At 31.6% G+C, this 16,276-nt stretch carries 16 protein-coding genes and 4 tRNA genes; 5 read left to right on the forward strand and 15 right to left on the reverse strand.

Annotation, left to right across the window (positions count from 1 at the left end; genetic code table 11):
• Positions 1–149 precede the first annotated feature (149 nt).
• From DTL3_RS03130 to DTL3_RS03155, 6 genes are read right to left on the reverse strand one after another with little or no spacing between them, the layout of a single operon-like run.
• Complete coding sequence (locus DTL3_RS03130; RefSeq protein ID WP_407919245.1) at positions 150–1,130, reverse strand: thiamine pyrophosphate-dependent enzyme; 981 nt, start codon at positions 1,128–1,130, stop codon at positions 150–152.
• Positions 1,131–1,143: 13 nt separating this feature from the next.
• Positions 1,144–2,313, reverse strand: coding sequence for a pyruvate ferredoxin oxidoreductase (gene porA / locus DTL3_RS03135; protein ID WP_045087485.1), 1,170 nt, complete (start codon positions 2,311–2,313; stop codon positions 1,144–1,146).
• 15 nt (positions 2,314–2,328) lie between these two features.
• Entirely contained in the window at positions 2,329–2,637 is a 309-nt protein-coding gene (locus tag DTL3_RS03140) for a 4Fe-4S binding protein (protein WP_045087486.1), read from the reverse strand.
• Entirely contained in the window at positions 2,630–3,205 is a 576-nt protein-coding gene (locus tag DTL3_RS03145; protein WP_045087487.1) for a 2-oxoacid:acceptor oxidoreductase family protein, read from the reverse strand. The genes DTL3_RS03140 and DTL3_RS03145 overlap by 8 nt, the downstream gene beginning before the upstream one ends.
• 33 nt (positions 3,206–3,238) lie before the next feature.
• Positions 3,239–4,846, reverse strand: coding sequence for a glycoside hydrolase family 57 protein (locus DTL3_RS03150; protein ID WP_045087488.1), 1,608 nt, complete (start codon positions 4,844–4,846; stop codon positions 3,239–3,241).
• The gene (locus tag DTL3_RS03155; protein ID WP_045087489.1) at positions 4,843–5,574 is read right to left on the reverse strand and encodes a DUF4912 domain-containing protein; all 732 of its coding nucleotides are present in this window, start codon (positions 5,572–5,574) and stop codon (positions 4,843–4,845) included. The genes DTL3_RS03150 and DTL3_RS03155 overlap by 4 nt, the downstream gene beginning before the upstream one ends.
• Positions 5,575–5,799: 225 nt before the next feature.
• Between DTL3_RS03155 and DTL3_RS03160 the strand changes: the two genes are divergently transcribed.
• From DTL3_RS03160 to DTL3_RS03175, 4 genes are all read left to right on the forward strand, one after another.
• Positions 5,800–5,875 (forward strand) — tRNA-Pro (locus DTL3_RS03160).
• A 32-nt stretch (positions 5,876–5,907) separates the two neighbouring features.
• Positions 5,908–5,983, forward strand: a tRNA-Gly gene (locus tag DTL3_RS03165).
• Positions 5,984–6,059: transfer RNA gene (locus DTL3_RS03170), tRNA-Arg, on the forward strand.
• 36 nt (positions 6,060–6,095) lie between these two features.
• Positions 6,096–6,170, forward strand: a tRNA-His gene (locus DTL3_RS03175).
• 36 nt (positions 6,171–6,206) lie between these two features.
• Here DTL3_RS03175 and DTL3_RS03180 read toward each other — a convergent pair.
• Genes DTL3_RS03180 through DTL3_RS03220 form a run of 9 tightly spaced genes read right to left on the reverse strand, consistent with a single transcriptional unit; the run spans position 6,207 to position 14,006 of the window.
• Entirely contained in the window at positions 6,207–7,403 is a 1,197-nt protein-coding gene (locus tag DTL3_RS03180) for a L,D-transpeptidase family protein (protein WP_052670313.1), read from the reverse strand.
• Positions 7,336–8,538, reverse strand: a complete 1,203-nt coding sequence (gene coaBC / locus DTL3_RS03185; RefSeq protein ID WP_045087490.1) for a bifunctional phosphopantothenoylcysteine decarboxylase/phosphopantothenate--cysteine ligase CoaBC — start codon at positions 8,536–8,538, stop codon at positions 7,336–7,338. The genes DTL3_RS03180 and coaBC overlap by 68 nt, the downstream gene beginning before the upstream one ends.
• Positions 8,539–8,561: 23 nt before the next feature.
• Positions 8,562–9,959 carry a glutamate--tRNA ligase gene (gene gltX, locus DTL3_RS03190; RefSeq protein ID WP_045087491.1) on the reverse strand — a complete coding sequence of 466 codons (1,398 nt, stop codon included), beginning with the start codon at positions 9,957–9,959 and terminating at the stop codon, positions 8,562–8,564.
• Positions 9,953–10,486, reverse strand: a complete 534-nt coding sequence (locus DTL3_RS03195; protein ID WP_045087492.1) for a TIGR00725 family protein — start codon at positions 10,484–10,486, stop codon at positions 9,953–9,955. The genes gltX and DTL3_RS03195 overlap by 7 nt, the downstream gene beginning before the upstream one ends.
• 5 nt (positions 10,487–10,491) lie before the next feature.
• Positions 10,492–11,202 carry an LPS export ABC transporter ATP-binding protein gene (gene lptB / locus DTL3_RS03200; RefSeq protein WP_045087493.1) on the reverse strand — a complete coding sequence of 237 codons (711 nt, stop codon included), beginning with the start codon at positions 11,200–11,202 and terminating at the stop codon, positions 10,492–10,494.
• A 10-nt stretch (positions 11,203–11,212) separates the two neighbouring features.
• Positions 11,213–11,692 (reverse strand): OmpH/Skp family outer membrane protein, encoded by a 480-nt coding sequence (locus DTL3_RS03205; RefSeq protein ID WP_045087494.1) that lies wholly within the window; start codon positions 11,690–11,692, stop codon positions 11,213–11,215.
• Between the two features lie 28 nt (positions 11,693–11,720).
• Positions 11,721–12,455 (reverse strand): 23S rRNA (guanosine(2251)-2'-O)-methyltransferase RlmB, encoded by a 735-nt coding sequence (rlmB, locus tag DTL3_RS03210; RefSeq protein ID WP_045087495.1) that lies wholly within the window; start codon positions 12,453–12,455, stop codon positions 11,721–11,723.
• A complete protein-coding gene (locus DTL3_RS03215; RefSeq protein ID WP_171820577.1) occupies positions 12,428–12,847 on the reverse strand; it encodes a Mini-ribonuclease 3 in 420 nt (139 codons plus the stop codon). Before DTL3_RS03215 ends, rlmB begins: the two co-directional genes overlap by 28 nt.
• Positions 12,840–14,006: a glycosyltransferase family 4 protein gene (locus tag DTL3_RS03220; RefSeq protein ID WP_045087496.1), complete on the reverse strand. Its 1,167-nt coding sequence runs from the start codon at positions 14,004–14,006 to the stop codon at positions 12,840–12,842. The genes DTL3_RS03215 and DTL3_RS03220 overlap by 8 nt, the downstream gene beginning before the upstream one ends.
• 275 nt (positions 14,007–14,281) lie before the next feature.
• Between DTL3_RS03220 and mutL the strand changes: the two genes are divergently transcribed.
• Complete coding sequence (mutL, locus tag DTL3_RS03225) at positions 14,282–16,201, forward strand: DNA mismatch repair endonuclease MutL (RefSeq protein WP_171820578.1); 1,920 nt, start codon at positions 14,282–14,284, stop codon at positions 16,199–16,201.
• Positions 16,202–16,276 lie beyond the last annotated feature (75 nt).

A 16,276-nucleotide genomic window follows, 5' to 3' on the forward strand; every position in this document is an offset into this window, starting at 1 on the left:
TACTAATTATTTAAAATGTATCAATCAAATTTTTAAAGACACTTATCAGTAATTTTATCACATATTCGATGAAAAAGTACTAACATTATACCCTGAAATTAATAAAAAGGGGATAAAAATCCCCTTTTTAATGAGAATAGAGTTTCAACTTATATTTTTGTTCTGATAGGTTTATCTTTTGTTATTTCTTCAAGTGCTAGCAATCTATCCCATTTAGCATTTACATAGTTTTGTAACTCTTCAATGATCTCATTAGCATCTGGTCTCTTCATCAGCTTATTGTATCTACCAAGTTTTGTTATATATTCTTTTACAGGTTTAAAGGTTTTAGGTTTCTTAGTGACTTTGTATACTCCCATGTTATATTGCCATAAAGGCCAATACTTTGTTTCAACTGCTAACTTAGTTACTTCAACTCCTGAATCATCAGGTATTCTCCAAAATCTCACACATGGAGCTAATACAGCTATGAATGCAGGACCAGGGAATTCTAGGGCTTCTTGCATTTTTTTCATAAAATCCCATGGTTCTGAGGTAACCGCAGTTGCTGCGTAAACCCCTTCATGACCAGCTATTATATCAACTATGCTCTTTTTTAATTGTAGTTTTCCAGAAGAAGCTTTTCCCAAAGGTTCTGTTGTTGAATCGGCACCTGGGGGTGTAGATCCTGAACGTTGATTACCTGTATTCATGTATCCTTCGTTATCATAGAGTATATAAACAAAGTCGTGTCCTCTTTCAATAGCTCCAGAAAGAGATTGTAAACCTATATCATAGGTTCCGCCGTCTCCACCTATTGCTATGAACTTAATCTTATCATTGTCTATTTTCTTTCTATTTCTTAGTGACCTATAGGCTGATTCGACACCTGAAATTGTTGCGGCTACATTTTCAAATGCATTATGTATATAGGGAACATTCCATGAGGTGTAAGGAAATATTGATGTTGAAACTTCCAAACATCCTGTAGCTACTCCTACAACGGGTTCATATCCTAAACTTTTAGCAGCTAGCGTAGCCCAGTTTGCAACCATTGGAGCATTACAACCCGGACAAAGCCTATGACCTTGAGCAAAAGCCCAATCATTGTTTTCAACGTAATCCACTAAATCTCTTATATTAGGCACAATTGTCCACCTCCAATTATTCTCTTAATCCTAAATATCTTTGTTCGTCAGCGAGTAAATTACCATTAAAAGCGTCTTCAAAAGCTTGTCTTATCATTTTAGGAGATGTGTTTCTTCCTCCTAAACCATAAATATAAGAACCAAGCTTTGGTCTTGAAGGTACTTCGTATAATGAAGATTTTATTAATGAATACAAAGGAGCTTCTTTTCCAAAAGACATAGCTCTATCTAAAACAATAACTCCTTTGCGACCATTCAAAACTTTTTGGAATTCTTTTTTAGGAAAAGGTGTAAAAACTTGAGGCTTAATTAATCCAACCTTTTTTCCTTCTTCTCTAAGTTCATCAACTACATATTTTGCGGTTGATGCTGTAGAATTCATTATTACCATTATATAGTCAGCGTCGTCGGTTTTATATAAATCAAGAAAGTCGTATTTTCTACCAGAAATTTCTGCAAATTCCTCAAAAACTTTTGGTAATTCTTCATACGCATGTTTCATGCCTTCTTCTTGTTGTCTATGATGCTCAAAATAATAATCAAAAAGATCAACCGGTCCATAAGTTACAGGATTTTGAGTATCAAGTAGAGAATATTTGGGATTCCAAGTTCCTACAAACTCCTTAACCACTTCATCGTCAAGCATTTCAAAGCTTTCAACACCATGAGAAGTGATAAATCCATCTAAATTAACCATAACTGGTAAAAGCACATTTTCTTTTTCAGCTAACTTGGTGGCTATTATCATAAAATCATAAGCTTCTTGGTGGTTTTCAGTAAAAAATTGAATCCAACCTGAATCTCTAGCCAACATTGCATCAGAATGATCACAATGAATGTTTAAAGGGCCAGAAAGGGCTCTATTTACAACAGGCATTATAATTGGTAATCTATTTGAAGCAGCTATGTATACAATTTCAATCATTAAGGCTAATCCATTAGCAGCGGTTGCTGTCATAGTTCTAGCACCTGCAGCAGCAGCTCCAACAACTGCACTCATAGCTGAATGTTCAGATTCAACGGGGACTAGTACAGTATCAACTATTCCGTCTGCAACAAAATTTGCATAATATTCAACTACGGGTGTTTGAGGCGTGATAGGATAAGCTGCCACAACATCAGGATTAATTTGCCTCATAGCATGAGCTACAGCATGAGCTCCTGTAACAGTTAATTTCACAGGCATTTATTTTAACCTCCTTTATTCATCAAGAAATTCTGATTCTGGTTTCATTTCAATGGCATTAACCGGACAAACAGCTGCACATACTCCACAGCCTTTACAATAATCCATGTTAAATGCACCTAGTTTCATTTTTTTACCATCGATGCTACCTTCTATCGCCATATCTGGACAATATAACCAGCATTGCATACAATTTATACATTTTTCTCGATCAACAACGGGTCTTGAAACTCTCCATTCACCAGTTTTATATTGTCTTGATGTGGCTGGTTTATCTATAACCCCACCAATGGGAATATCTTTCCATCCTTTAAGGTTACTCACTAAACTTCACCTCCTGGTAGCCCCTTTCTAAAGCTCTAATGTTTGCTTGTACAACACTTTCAGAGAATTTTCTAGCAAATGCGGCTCTGATCTTCTGTTTTACAGCATCCATGGGGACGACGTCTGTTGCCCTAATTAAGGCACCTATCATAGTAGTATTAGGTATAGGACGACCAATTTCTTCTAGAGCAATTTCAGTAGCAGGAACTACACCTATTTTGCCTTTAAATTTTGTAAGCTTTCTCACTTCTTCAATACTTCTTGTAGTATTCACCAGTAACAATTTATCTTCTGATAGTCCACTGGTAATTTCCGGATTTTTCAAGAGTGTATCATCAATTACACATACAACATCTGGATTTTCTATGTCACTTCGGAGCCTGATTGGGACATCTGCAATTCTGTTGAATGCTTTCATAGGAGCACCAGTTCTCTCTGCACCGTATTCTGGGAATGAGGTAGAATATTTTCCAGATTCCTCTGCGGCCTCTGTTAGAAATTGAGAAGCACTTTTTGCTCCCTGTCCCGCTCTTCCATGCCATCTTATTTCAAAATATTTTTCAGGCACTTGTTTATCCTCCTTTCAATAGTATGAATTCTTTTAGTATTTGCTCGCAAAAATTTTATAATCTAAATCTTTAAAAATACCGTCTACCCATTCATAGTAGGAGAGTGTTTGTTCATTTATCTTTTTTTCTATGAGCATTTTTTCTAATTCCAAGAATCTGTTAACACAATTTTTAATTTTCATATTTGCATACTCTACTGTGGTATTGGTAGTCATTATAAAAGGCCAATCACTCGCTTGAATTAAAAAAACTTCACGTGCCATTTGATTCAATAATCTTTTCTCTAAAGAGGAAGGATTTTGATAGGTATTAGCATAAAGGATCATTTTTTCAGTCATGTCATAGATATATCTATATATCCAACTATTTGAGGAATTTAACCAAACATCATGATAACCATTGGCTCCCCACGAAGATTCAGCAGGTGTAACTATTTGAACCTTTTCTATCGTGTCAATTACCTTCGAAGGGGTGCATGACTCTAGATTATCAAGTTGGGCTAGATTTCTAAAAATATACTCTAAAAACAAAGGTCCTTCATACCACCAATGACCAAATAATTCAGCATCAAAAGGAGCAACTATTATTGGTGATTCACCTTCGATCGAATTCTTAATTTTTTCTATTTGAGATAATTTTTTCAAAACAAAATCTTTAGCATGGCCTTTTGCGGCGTTTTTTGCCTCATCCACATCATATATTTCTTTTTTATCTAAAGGAAGATTTTTATCAGTAACTCTGTAATATTTAATTCCAGTATTACATCTAATTCCGCTTTTGTCTATGTACGGTTTTATATACTCTTCCTCTCTTTCAAAACCTATGTCTCTATAAAACTCTCTATACCTAGGATCACCAGGATATCCTATTTGTGAACTCCATATTTGCTCGCTTGATTCGGGATCTCTAGCAAAGACAAAGACATTGTTAGGGGTAATTATTGGTCTATATACCCCATATTTTGGCGCAGGAGCGGCAAAATGAAATGCATGAGAATCAACAAAAAAATATTCGATATTTTCTTCTTTAAAATATTTATCTAGCCCTTCATAATAAGCACATTCAGCAGACCACATACCTCTAGGATGTTTTCCAAAATTCTCTTTAAATGTTGAAATAGCCACCTTTAATTGGGCACGTATAGCTTCTGGATATTCTCTGTAAAGCGGTAAATAAGAATGCGTACCATTAGATGTTATCACTTCAATGTAACCTTTATCTTGAAATTCTTTAAAAGCTTTTAGAATATTCTGATTGTATTGGTCAGAATATATCTTCATAGCTTCGATAAATTCTTGTCTATAAAATTTTGCAATTTGCATTTTTTTAGGATCTTCATTTTTAGTTCTTTGAATTTCTTTTTCTGTTAACTCAATTAATTTGGAGAGATGATTTAAATATTTGGTTTGCAAACTATTTGAAGTTAGCATTTCCATAAGTGGAGGGGAAAAGCTTATAGTCAGATTAAAAGGTATTTTGTCTTTTTCTAGGGATTTAAAAACTTTTATTAGCGGAATATAAGTTTCAGTAATAGCTTCAAACAACCAACGTTCTTCCATGAATTGCTCAAAATCAGGATGGTGTATGTATGGAAGATGTGCATGTAGAACTAACAATAAACCAGCTTTAAATTGACTCATATTGAAGAACCTCCGTCGGAAATGAAGGGAAAAAGCAACTTTTGATTGTTAACCATTTGTTTACTACTAACCTCCGTTAGTTTGGTAGGAATATCTTGTATATGGTTACTTTCTTTTTCCTCAATAATATTATTTTTCCCCTTGATTATTAGCCATTTTTCTTTATCTATTATCATTGGTGTTGATCTAGGAGTTTTTACACTTTTAGATTCTAGAATCACTTTAAAAATATTATTTTCGTCTTTTGTCCCAATTTGAACAATATAACTTGAATCTTCATGAGGTACATTGAGGAAATATTCAGAGGAACTTTCTATGGGGACAAAATCTTCAAAAATGTAATTATCCGTTGTTTCTGTTGTTTTAGGAGATTCTAATATCCTGAGAAACAGCTTTGATGCTTTTTTTGTTGAAATTTTATTTATGGTTTTTTTAGAGAAATCCCAGTAGGTGTAGACCCACCGAGGATTTACAGGTATTAATTTTAGCTTATCTTTCTTTTGCAAATTTGAATGTTCGGTTGTTTTCTCCACTTTTTGAGTATCTATCTCAAAAGATTTCTCGATTTTTTTAATTTCATTCAAAGTAAGCTTTAGTATGTCTTTTTTTTTCATATTTCTTTTTAGTTTTATACCCAAATTCTTAGCTATATTTCGTAGCTCTTGAATAGTTGGTTCATCAGCTTTGAAAGAAGTTAGATAACTTTTTTTAACTTTTTTGGTTTTCATAAATACTTACCCCCTTAAATATTTTTTTGATATTAAGGGTATAATTTAGTAAATTTTTCACATTTATACAAACGATCATAATTATTTTATCACAAAATTAATTAAGAATATATCGATTATTTATTAATTTTGTGATACCTACTTTAAATAAAAATTAGAAGGAAATTTACAAAATTGTGTTGACAAATATATATCATTGTGATATTATATATTTCGATAGGGAAACGGAGCGTAGCGCAGTTGGGAGCGCGCCGGTCTTGGGCACCGGAGGTCGCTGGTTCAAATCCAGTCGCTCCGACCATTTTTGTTGCTTTGGAACGAGATAAGTTATCTGCGGCCGTAGCTCAACTGGTAGAGTATTGGCCTTCCAAGCCAAGGGTTGCGGGTTCGATCCCCGTCGGCCGCTCCAGCGCCTGTAGCTCAAAGGATAGAGCATTGGATTTCTAATCCAAGGGCTGTGGGTTCGAGTCCCGCCAGGCGCACCAATCTTTGTTTTTTTATGTATATGTTTTTTAATAATGGTGGCTGTAGTTCAGTGGCAGAACGCCTGACTGTGACTCAGGATGTCGTGGGTTCAAATCCCACCAGCCACCCCAAATAATTAAAACCTCACGAGATAGTTTCGCGAGGTTTTAATTTTTGCTATTATATACATAAACTTCCGTTCCTAATGAAGTGATAAAATCTATTTCTTCCACATCAAAATTGAACATTCTGATACAGCCATGTGATATTCTTTTTCCTATTTCCCAAGGTTTTGTAGTTCCATGAATTCCATATTGGGGATTTGAAAGCTGTAACCATCTTGTTCCCATACCATTAAGAAGCGAGCCTGGCGGAATATATTCATCATACCAGTATAATGCGGGATCTTTTTCTTTATATGATATTCTGTAATAGCCAGGTGGAGTGTAATCACTCATTCCTACAGCTACAACGTATGTTTTTAAAAGTTGTTCATGAAAATAAAGGTACATTTTATTTTTTGAAAGATCTATTTCTAAGTGTATTGGGCTTTCATAATATTCAACTTTTCCGATTTTTAAGGCTTGGCCAGGATAGATTAGAGATGGATCTCGTAAATTATTTATGTTAACTAAATCACCCGGGAGGACATTATATTCTCTTGCTATTTTATATAAGCTTTCTCCTTTTTGTACTATGTGATAACCAATAATTTCAAATTTTTGTTGAGGTTTTAAAATATTTTCTGTTATTACTACCTCGCTTAGTTTCAAAAAAGTAGAATCTACTTTAAAATAAATACCATACCTATTTCTGAATATAAATTGAGTTCGATAAAGTCCTTCTTTAAGGTTTTTTAAGGCGTTTAGAAAATCTTCTTTACTGTCAAATTCTTTACCATCAATAATGATATCAATTAAGTATAATGTATTGTTTGGGTAAAAGTCTAGGTAATATTCATATCCATTTGGACCTATAGAAGTAGTTATTTCAACTTTAATTTCCGGAACAAAATCTTCCTTTGCCAAGAAATTATTAAAAAAATGTGATATATACTGACCATCTTTATCAGTCGAAGATACTAAGAAAGAATAAACGTCACCAGTATAAGAATTTAAATTGACATAAAAACTATATACATTTTCCCTAACTTGAGAGGTAATCAATTTTTTTCGTATTCCCCCATCATAAATGTAAACATCGGGAATACTTTGAAGTTCTATTAAGCTTTCAAGATTTATTTTAACAGTATTTTTTGATTGATCATATTCGCTTGGATACATTAAAAAGAAATCTTCAGAAAAACTTATTATAGATGTAATCAACAATACCAGCAGCAATAATTCTCTTATTATTTTTTTCAAGTCGATATTCCTCCCCATCACTATAAACAATTATCTCATTTTCGTCGGATTCAAATCCAATATCTTTTCTAGAAACATCATTTACAATAATCATATCTAAATTTTTCTCTTTGAGTTTCTTTATGGCATTTTCTTTATGATTTTGGGTTTCTGCGGCAAATCCAATTAAAATTTGATTCTTGCTTTTTTTCTTTCCCAATTCTTTTAAGATATCAGGATTTTTTTCTAACACAAGAGTAGGAATGTTGTCTTTTTTTATTTTCTGAGTAGAATAATTTTTAATTCGAAAATCGCTTACCGCCGCTGTCATAATAATTATATCACTATTTTCCGAGTGTGTTGCTATTGCTTTTTCCATGTCAATAGCGCTTTCAACCGAAATAATTTTTTTTACTAGTGAAGGAGGGGGTAAATTTACAGGGCCTGATACAAGGGTCACTTCTGCCCCCCTACAAGCAAACTCACGAGATAGTTCATATCCCATTTTACCACTAGATCTATTAGAGATAAATCGTACAGGGTCTATTTTTTCAATAGTTGGTCCAGCACTAATTAATACCTTTTTATTATGAAAATCTTTTTTGCAGAGTAAATATTCTGCATATTCTATTATTTTTTCATTGTCAGGATAGCGACCTTTTCCAGATTCTCCATCAGCAAGATGTCCAACTTCTGGTTCTACAATCATCCATCCATCTGTTTCTAAAGTTTTTAAATTTCTTTGTAAGGCTATATTTTCATACATTCTTACATTCATTGTAGGGACAATTAATTTACTATTTTTTGCAAAAGCAATTGCAGTTGATGTTAACAAGTCATCACCTATACCGCAAGCTAATTTTGCGATAATATTTGCAGTTGCAGGAGCAACAATAAATATATCTGCCCAGTTAGAAAGTTGGGTGTGTGGTATCCAACCCCCTTTTACATCAAAGGTAGAATAGTATACATCGCAATTACCTACAGCAGAAAAAATTTGGTCTGAAATCCAGTTTTTAGCGTTCTCTGTCATAATAATCTTCAAATCAACGTTCATCTTTCTTAATCTGGAAACCAGATCTATGACTTTATATATGGCAATCCCACTTGATACACCAATAAGAATTTTTTTATTTTCTAAATAGGGGTATTTCATATAACCTCCCATTTTCTCATATTTCATCTATTAATATTATTAGAAAAATCTACGGCTTTTTTTAGTCTATTTATGGTTTGTTCTTTTCCTAAAACTTTTATGGATTCATATAAACCGGGTGTAACTAGTTTTCCTAAAATTGAACCTCTAATTGATTGAAAAACATTCTTTTTTCCGGTAATATTTAAAGCTGCTATTTGTTTTAAGGTGTTCTCAATATTGTTTATTTCAAAATAATCAAGTTGTTGCAGTTGGTCTATAGTTGTTTCAATAACTTCTTTAAACCAAGGTTTGCACATGTATTTTTTTACAAATTCTTCTTCATATTCAAAGTCATCTATGAAAAAGTTTCGAGAGAATTCATATAATTCTTTCAATGTTTGAACCTTTTGTCTTGATATCTCAATTACTCTTTTTATATAAGTATCTTCTGCAGCTATCTTAATTTTACAATAATTACTCCAGTCTAAAAAATTTTGATAAACTTCATCTATCGGATTGTTACGTAAATGAACTTCATTGGTCCATAATAATTTGTTATAATCAAAGACTGTTGGGCTTTTTGATACGCTTTTTATATCGAAATCTTTATACTTCTCTCTAAAATCGAAAATTTGTTCATTTGCGTTCCAACCTAATAAGCTAAGATAATTTAGCAATGCTTTGGGTAGATATCCTTCTTTTCTAAAGTAAGATATAGATACTTCCCCGTGCCTTTTTGAAAGGGGCGTTTTGTCTTCACCTACAATTAAAGGTAAATGAGCAAATTCAGGTAAATTAAAGGATAGGGCATTATACAGCAATATCTGTTTTGGTGTGTTTGATATATGATCTTCTCCTCTAATCACATGGCTTATTTTCATAAGATAATCATCTATTACTACACAAAAATTATATACTGCAACCCCATTTGATCTTAAAATAACAAAGTCATCTATATTATCAGTATTAAATTCTATTAATCCTCTAATTAGATCATTAAAAGATATTATCTTTCCTTTCTCAACCTTAAATTTAACAACAATTGAATAGTTATCATTTGAATCTGTTTTATATTTATTAGGTAGTGGATTACCTTCAAAGACTATTTCTTCTCCTTTATATACTGAATAATATGCTTTGTCTTCTTTTAGCAATTGATCAATGTATTTTTTATAAATATCGAGTCTTTCACTTTGTCTGTATGGCCCATATTTTCCTTTTTTGTCTACACCTTCGTCGTAATCCAAACCAGCCCATCGTAGTTCCTCTATTATTGCATTTTCATATTCTATCTTTGACCTTTCTGTGTCTGTGTCTTCAATTCTAAGAATAAACTTACCGTCATTTTTTTTAGCAAAATACCAATTAAATAAAGCAGTTCTTAGTCCTCCAACGTGTAAATTACCGGTTGGACTAGGGGCAAATCTTACTCTTACCAATCTTTTTTCACTCCTTGTTCAATTTCTTTTAAAGCTATTTCCATTTCTGTGACTTTATAAACTTGCCTTAATTCTATCAATTTTCTGTTATCTAAATATTTTTCTTCAATTAAAATTTTTGTTATATTATCAGTCCAACCTCCAGTGTTTCTAAATAAAATTATAGGTTTCTTATATGAATAAGCACCCAAAATTTCTATTGCTGTTCCAATTTCTCCACCTAAACTAACAACAGCATCAACGTTTTTAAGCATTATAAATGACCGCATGTTAAAATCTAAACCGGTTTTGATAGGAAGAGTTAGATATTCATTCCCTTCTTCTCCCCAAGGTAAATATCCTATAACATAGCCACCGTTGTTTTTAGCTGCTTTTGAAACAAGATGCATAACTCCATCTCTACCGCCATTTACTAGTATCCAATTATTTTTTGCGATGCATTTTCCAATTTCAAGACATATCGATGTTAAAGATTTTATAGGTTCTTTATAAATATCACCAGAATATCCAATAACTCCTACGTTCAAGACCGTCACCAACCTAAATAATTTGCTTTGACATTTTCATCTTGTAAGACATTTTTTGGCGAACCCCTAGCAATAATTGTTCCTTTATGAATAACGTATAGTTCATCAACTACTTGTACTATTTCATCTACACTATGGTCAGTTACTATTATTGAGATTCCTGTTTCAGATAATTTTCTTATAATCTTTTGAATATCTTTAACGGTTATAGGGTCTATACCTACAAAGGGTTCATCTAGAAGAATAACCTTAGGATTAGTGAGTAAAGTTCTAGCAAATTCCAACTTTCTCTTTTCTCCACCTGATAAAGAGTAAGCATATTGATGTTCTAAGTTGTCTAATCCAAATTCTTTTATGATTGATGATATTTTATAATCAGCATTGTCTATCTTAAGCAAATCAGAAATCATTTGTAGATTATCTATAACTGTTAAGTTTCTAAAAACAGAGGGTTCTTGTGGCAAGTATGCTAAACCACTAAGAGCCCTTTTATGTATGGGTAAATGGGTTATATCTACGCCATCGAGATGGATTTTACCTGAATTTGGAACAACGAGTCCAAGAATTATTTTAAAAAGAGTACTCTTTCCAGCACCATTAGGTCCTAATAAACCAGTTACAATTCCTTTTTTAGATTGAAAGTTGACATCTATAAGTACTTTCTTTTTCCCATATTTTTTTGCTATATTTTTACAATCAATTATTACATTTTCCATATATGTAAGATTATTTCACATTTATGTAGCTTATAATAACATCCGTTAAGTCTAATGCATCTTTTACGTAAATAATTGCACTTTCATAAATTATTAAATCATAATTATTTGCTTTTGCATATTCTCCTATTTTTTGAGCTACTTCGGATACAACAGAATCAATTTTAGTTTGATAATCATTTTGAAGTGTCTGTTGATACTGATTAACAGTTGATTGTAATCTTAAATAATTTTGTTGTAGTTCTTCGTCTGTAGCCCCTGATTGTTGAAGTTGCTTGAATTGATTTTCCATTTCATTTATTTTGTTTTGGTAATATTGAATATCAGATTGATATAGTGACTGTAGATCCTGCCACTTGTAATAACTTTGAACTGTCTTTTCTAAATTAACATATCCAATCTTTAAATTAGAAGTTCCTTGAGAGAACCCTAATAGAGCAATAACCATAATAGCTCCTAACACTAACATCTTTTTTAGATTTTTAATCATAAAACACCTCCGAGTATTTTAAAGTTTTTTAATTAATCCCTTTTTTTAAAAAATCTCTCTGTTTCTTTACCTCAAAAAGAATTATTCCAGCACTTACAGATACATTTAAAGAATCAACATTATTTGACATAGGTATAGTGATCAATTGGTCACAATGCTTTTTAACATTTCTCCTTAAACCACTTCCTTCATTACCATAGACTAAACATACATTTCCGCTAAAATCTATTTCGTAGTATGGTGTACCAACTGAATCAGTCCCATAAACCCAAACATTCCATTTTTTTAATAATTCTATTGTATTAGATAAATTGGTTACCTGAATTATGGGTATTTTAAATACCAAGCCTGATGAAACTTTAACAACTATGGGAGTAACTTCAACTGTATTGTCTTTTGGAATAATTATAGCATCTGCACCAGCTGCAACTGAAGATCTTATAATAGCTCCAAAATTATGTGGGTCATGTATTTGATCTAACATTACTAAGAACAAGTTCTCTTTATCTTCTAAAATATCCAGTGATTGGTAGGAGAATTCGTTACCAATATCAATCACAATACCTTGATGTTTATTTGTCAAAGACATCTTTTCAAGTATATCATTATGTGCAAAACTATAAGAATAGCCTTTTCTTTTAGCAAGCTCTACAAATTCATTTAAAGTACCTTTTTCTGTCTTTGAATCACTAAAGAAAATATGTTTAATCTTATAATCTGATTCAATTATTTCTTTTAATATGTTTCTTCCATAGACATACAACTATCAATCACTCCTAATAGTTCCTTTATTCTTTCATAATTTTTTGTTAAAAATAAATAGCCAATAACTGCTTCAAAACCTGTAGATTTTCTATATTCATTATCGTTCCCTCTTTTTTTAGCTCCATTAGAGTTTACAGCTCTTTTATAATACTGCTTTTCGGTGTCCGTAAATTCTTCATAAATTAAGTCAATAAACCTTGAATGAGCTTTTGCACTTAAGAATTTTTTTGAGTTTTCATAAACTGTGCGAGTCTTTACTCTTCCATCACCTAATAATTTAACTTTATAAATAAGGCCTATAACTGCATCTCCAATATAGGCAAAATTATCTATAGGAATTTCTCTTAAATCTGCAAGTTGAAATTCAAATATATCTTCGATATTATTCATCTTCACCGCTCATAATCTCCCTTTCATATAAATCTAGAATATTTTTTACACAAGTTTCAATAGAGTAGTTGTTTTTGACAAAATCTTTTGCTTTTCGGGATAACTCTTCATACAGAGTATTATCTCTCAATAACCTTAGAATTTCATTAACAAAATCATCCTCGTTTAATTCTTTTATCATTATTCCACCTGCATCTTCCTGAGAGAGAAGATCATATACACCCAATTTTCCCAAAGCTACTACGGGTGTTCCCGCACTCATGGCTTCCAAAACTACTAATCCTTGTGTTTCTGTATAAGAGGCAAATATAAAGATATCAGATTGCTTATAGGCATCTATAACCTTTTCTCGAGGTTGAGCATCGGTAAAAATAACGTGTTCTTTAACTTTTAATTCTTGGGCTAAAAGTTCTAAATTTTCTTTTTCGGGTCCGCCACCAATAATTACAAATTTAACATTTTTTTCTTCTGCAAATACTTTAGAAAAGACCTTAATTAGAAAATCTATATTTTTTTCTTTACCCAATCTACCTACAAATATAAGTATTCTATCTTCTTCTTTTATCGAAGGATACTCTTTCCTTAAGTCCCAAGTTATTGGATTATCAAAAGAGCTAATATCTATTCCTGTGGGTATTACTTCTATATGATAAGATGGAACTCCATATTCTATGAGGGTATTTTTAATGTTGTTTGTTGGAGCTATTACTTTATCTAATTTCAAACACCAGTTTTTGACCACTTTTTGAGTGAGCTCAACCGGTGGCCTCATTATGGGTGGTAAATAATGCAGATAATATTCATACATAGTATGGTGGGTTCCAATATGTTTAATATTTAACAATCTTGAAACAGACATAGCCAGAATTCCCATTGAAAAAGGGTCATGAGAATGAACTATATCAAGATTTAAATCTTTTATTTTAAAAACTTTCCATGAAAAAGGAATAGCTACTCTTTGCTCTTTCTCAAAAGGAAACTTTACAGCAGGAAATTCAATTACATTTTTTTCTTCTCTTGTATAATTAATATCATATTTTGGTACAAAAAGAAAAACATTATGTCCAAGTTTTTCCATTTCATCTTTATATAATTTTAAAGCAGTAGCAACCCCATTTTTTTGAGGTATATAGGTATCTGAAAACATCCCGATATTCATTTTGTATACAGCGTAGGTTTTCTTAAATATATACGAAAATACGCCTTTCCTCCTATTTGTGAATTTTATAATGCATGAAATAATAAAAATCTGACACTCTCAAATTGCTGAGAATGATCTATTGTATATTGCGTTAAAAGATAAAAAAAGAATTAATTATTCTATACCCAAACTAATTATAACAAAAAATTAAATATTTTATAAGTAATAATAGTTTAATTCATAAAATGATATAATTAAAAACAACTGATATTATATATTTTTTTGTTAAAAATGTGATTAATTTAAGTGAAGAAAGGAGAAAAGGCGAGCCGACAGTTATGATTAGAATAAAAGAGTTACCTAAAGAAGTAATTATCAAAATAGCTGCAGGAGAGGTGGTTGCAGGTCCTAACTCTGTAGTTAAGGAACTTTTGGAAAATTCATTAGATGCTGGGGCAGATGAAATTACAATTGAGATAGTTGATGGTGGCAAAGCAATAATACGTGTTGAAGATAATGGATGCGGTATGACAGCCGAAGAAATGAAATTATCAATAATGCCACATACAACAAGTAAAATATCTACTATTGAAGACTTGTATTCACTTCAAAGCTTTGGTTTTAGAGGAGAGGCGTTGGCATCAATATCAAGAGTATCTAAAATGAAAATGATATCCAAAACTCAAGAAGAAGAGATAGGAACCCAATTAGAAATATTTGGTGGAGAAATAGTTGATGAAAAAAAAGTGAATGCAAAAACAGGAACGATAATTGAGGTGGAAGATCTCTTTTACAATATTCCAGCAAGGAGAAAGTTCTTAAAAAGCGAATCTGTAGAAGGAAGATATGTAACAGAAATCATTGAAAAATTTGCCTTATCAAACTCTGTAAATCTTGTATACTTAAGAGATAAGAGAGAAATTTACCATTTCACGAAAGACTTGGATTTAGTAACCAAGTGTTTAAAAATTTATCCCGAATTAAAAAGTAAAGATTTAATAGAAATCTTCTATGAGGATACCTCAATAATAATCTCTGGCATAATATCAAATCCCAAAGTGGCTAGGAGTAATCGAACCGCCCAAACTTTTTTTGTAAATAAAAGATATATAAAAGCCGCTTCGCTTTTTTCAATTTTAGAAAAAGGTTATGGAGAAATGTTAGAAAAAGGGAAGCATCCTTATTCGGTCATTTTTATAGACCTTCCTCCAGATACGATAGATGTAAATATTCATCCTCAAAAGTTAGAGGTAAAGTTCAAGGAGGAACAAAAAATTGTTATGTTATTAAAAAATGTTATCAGAGAATCACTCTTAAAAAAGACTAAATTCACAATAGAATTTGTAAGTACTCGCTCTGATAATGAAGAAAAACAACAACAAGAAGAAAAAATATCTAATATTAATCCAATACAGGATTTATATGTCAAAAGTGCAAATACAGAATCATTTGACGATCAGGTTTTTAAAGAAAGCTCAGTTTCATTTGATCCTAGAAGTGAAGGTAGAAGATTTGATCCAAATGAATTAAGAATCAACAAATTTAAAGAACATAACGTTCATGAAATCAATAAAAATATGTATTTTGATTTTGATAGGATTAAAAATGAATTCAAAAAGGATGAAACTTTTTTTGATTTAGATTTGAACAATTTGATTCGAATTTTAGGAACAGTGGCAAATAGATATATTATTGTTGAAACTAAAGAAAGTATTTTAATCGTGGATTTTCACGCAGCTCATGAAAGATATATCTTTGAAGAATTGAAAAAACAGATAAGTGAAAAAGGTTCTTTGAGTACAAATCTTTTAATTACTCCGTATAAAATTAATTTAGACGAAATAAGAAAAAGCATAATAATAGAAAATAAAGATTATTTAGAAAAACTAGGAATTATTATTGAAGAGAAGAGTTATGAAGTATACGTTAAGGGTTTACCTACAGGAATAGATTATAATGACATAGAGACAGTTATTTGGAACATAGCAGATGAATTACGTGTTATTGATTTTGAAGGTGCAGAAAAAATTTTTGATAAAAATTTGGCTACCATAGCTTGTCGTTCAGCAGTTAAAACAGGTGATAATCCTGTGGGTTTGGAAAAACTGTTAACTGAGATTTTAGAAAATAAGTTGTTAACCTGTCCTCATGGAAGACCAATAATGATGCATTTAAGTTTTAAAGAATTAGATAAATATTTTGAAAGAACGTAAACAAACACAAACCAGCAATATACTGATAGTAAAATAATAAAAAAGGCGCCCGTTGTTGGCGCCTTTTGAGTATGA

This window comes from Defluviitoga tunisiensis (genome assembly GCF_000953715.1).
In the GTDB taxonomy this organism is placed as follows: domain Bacteria; phylum Thermotogota; class Thermotogae; order Petrotogales; family Petrotogaceae; genus Defluviitoga; species Defluviitoga tunisiensis.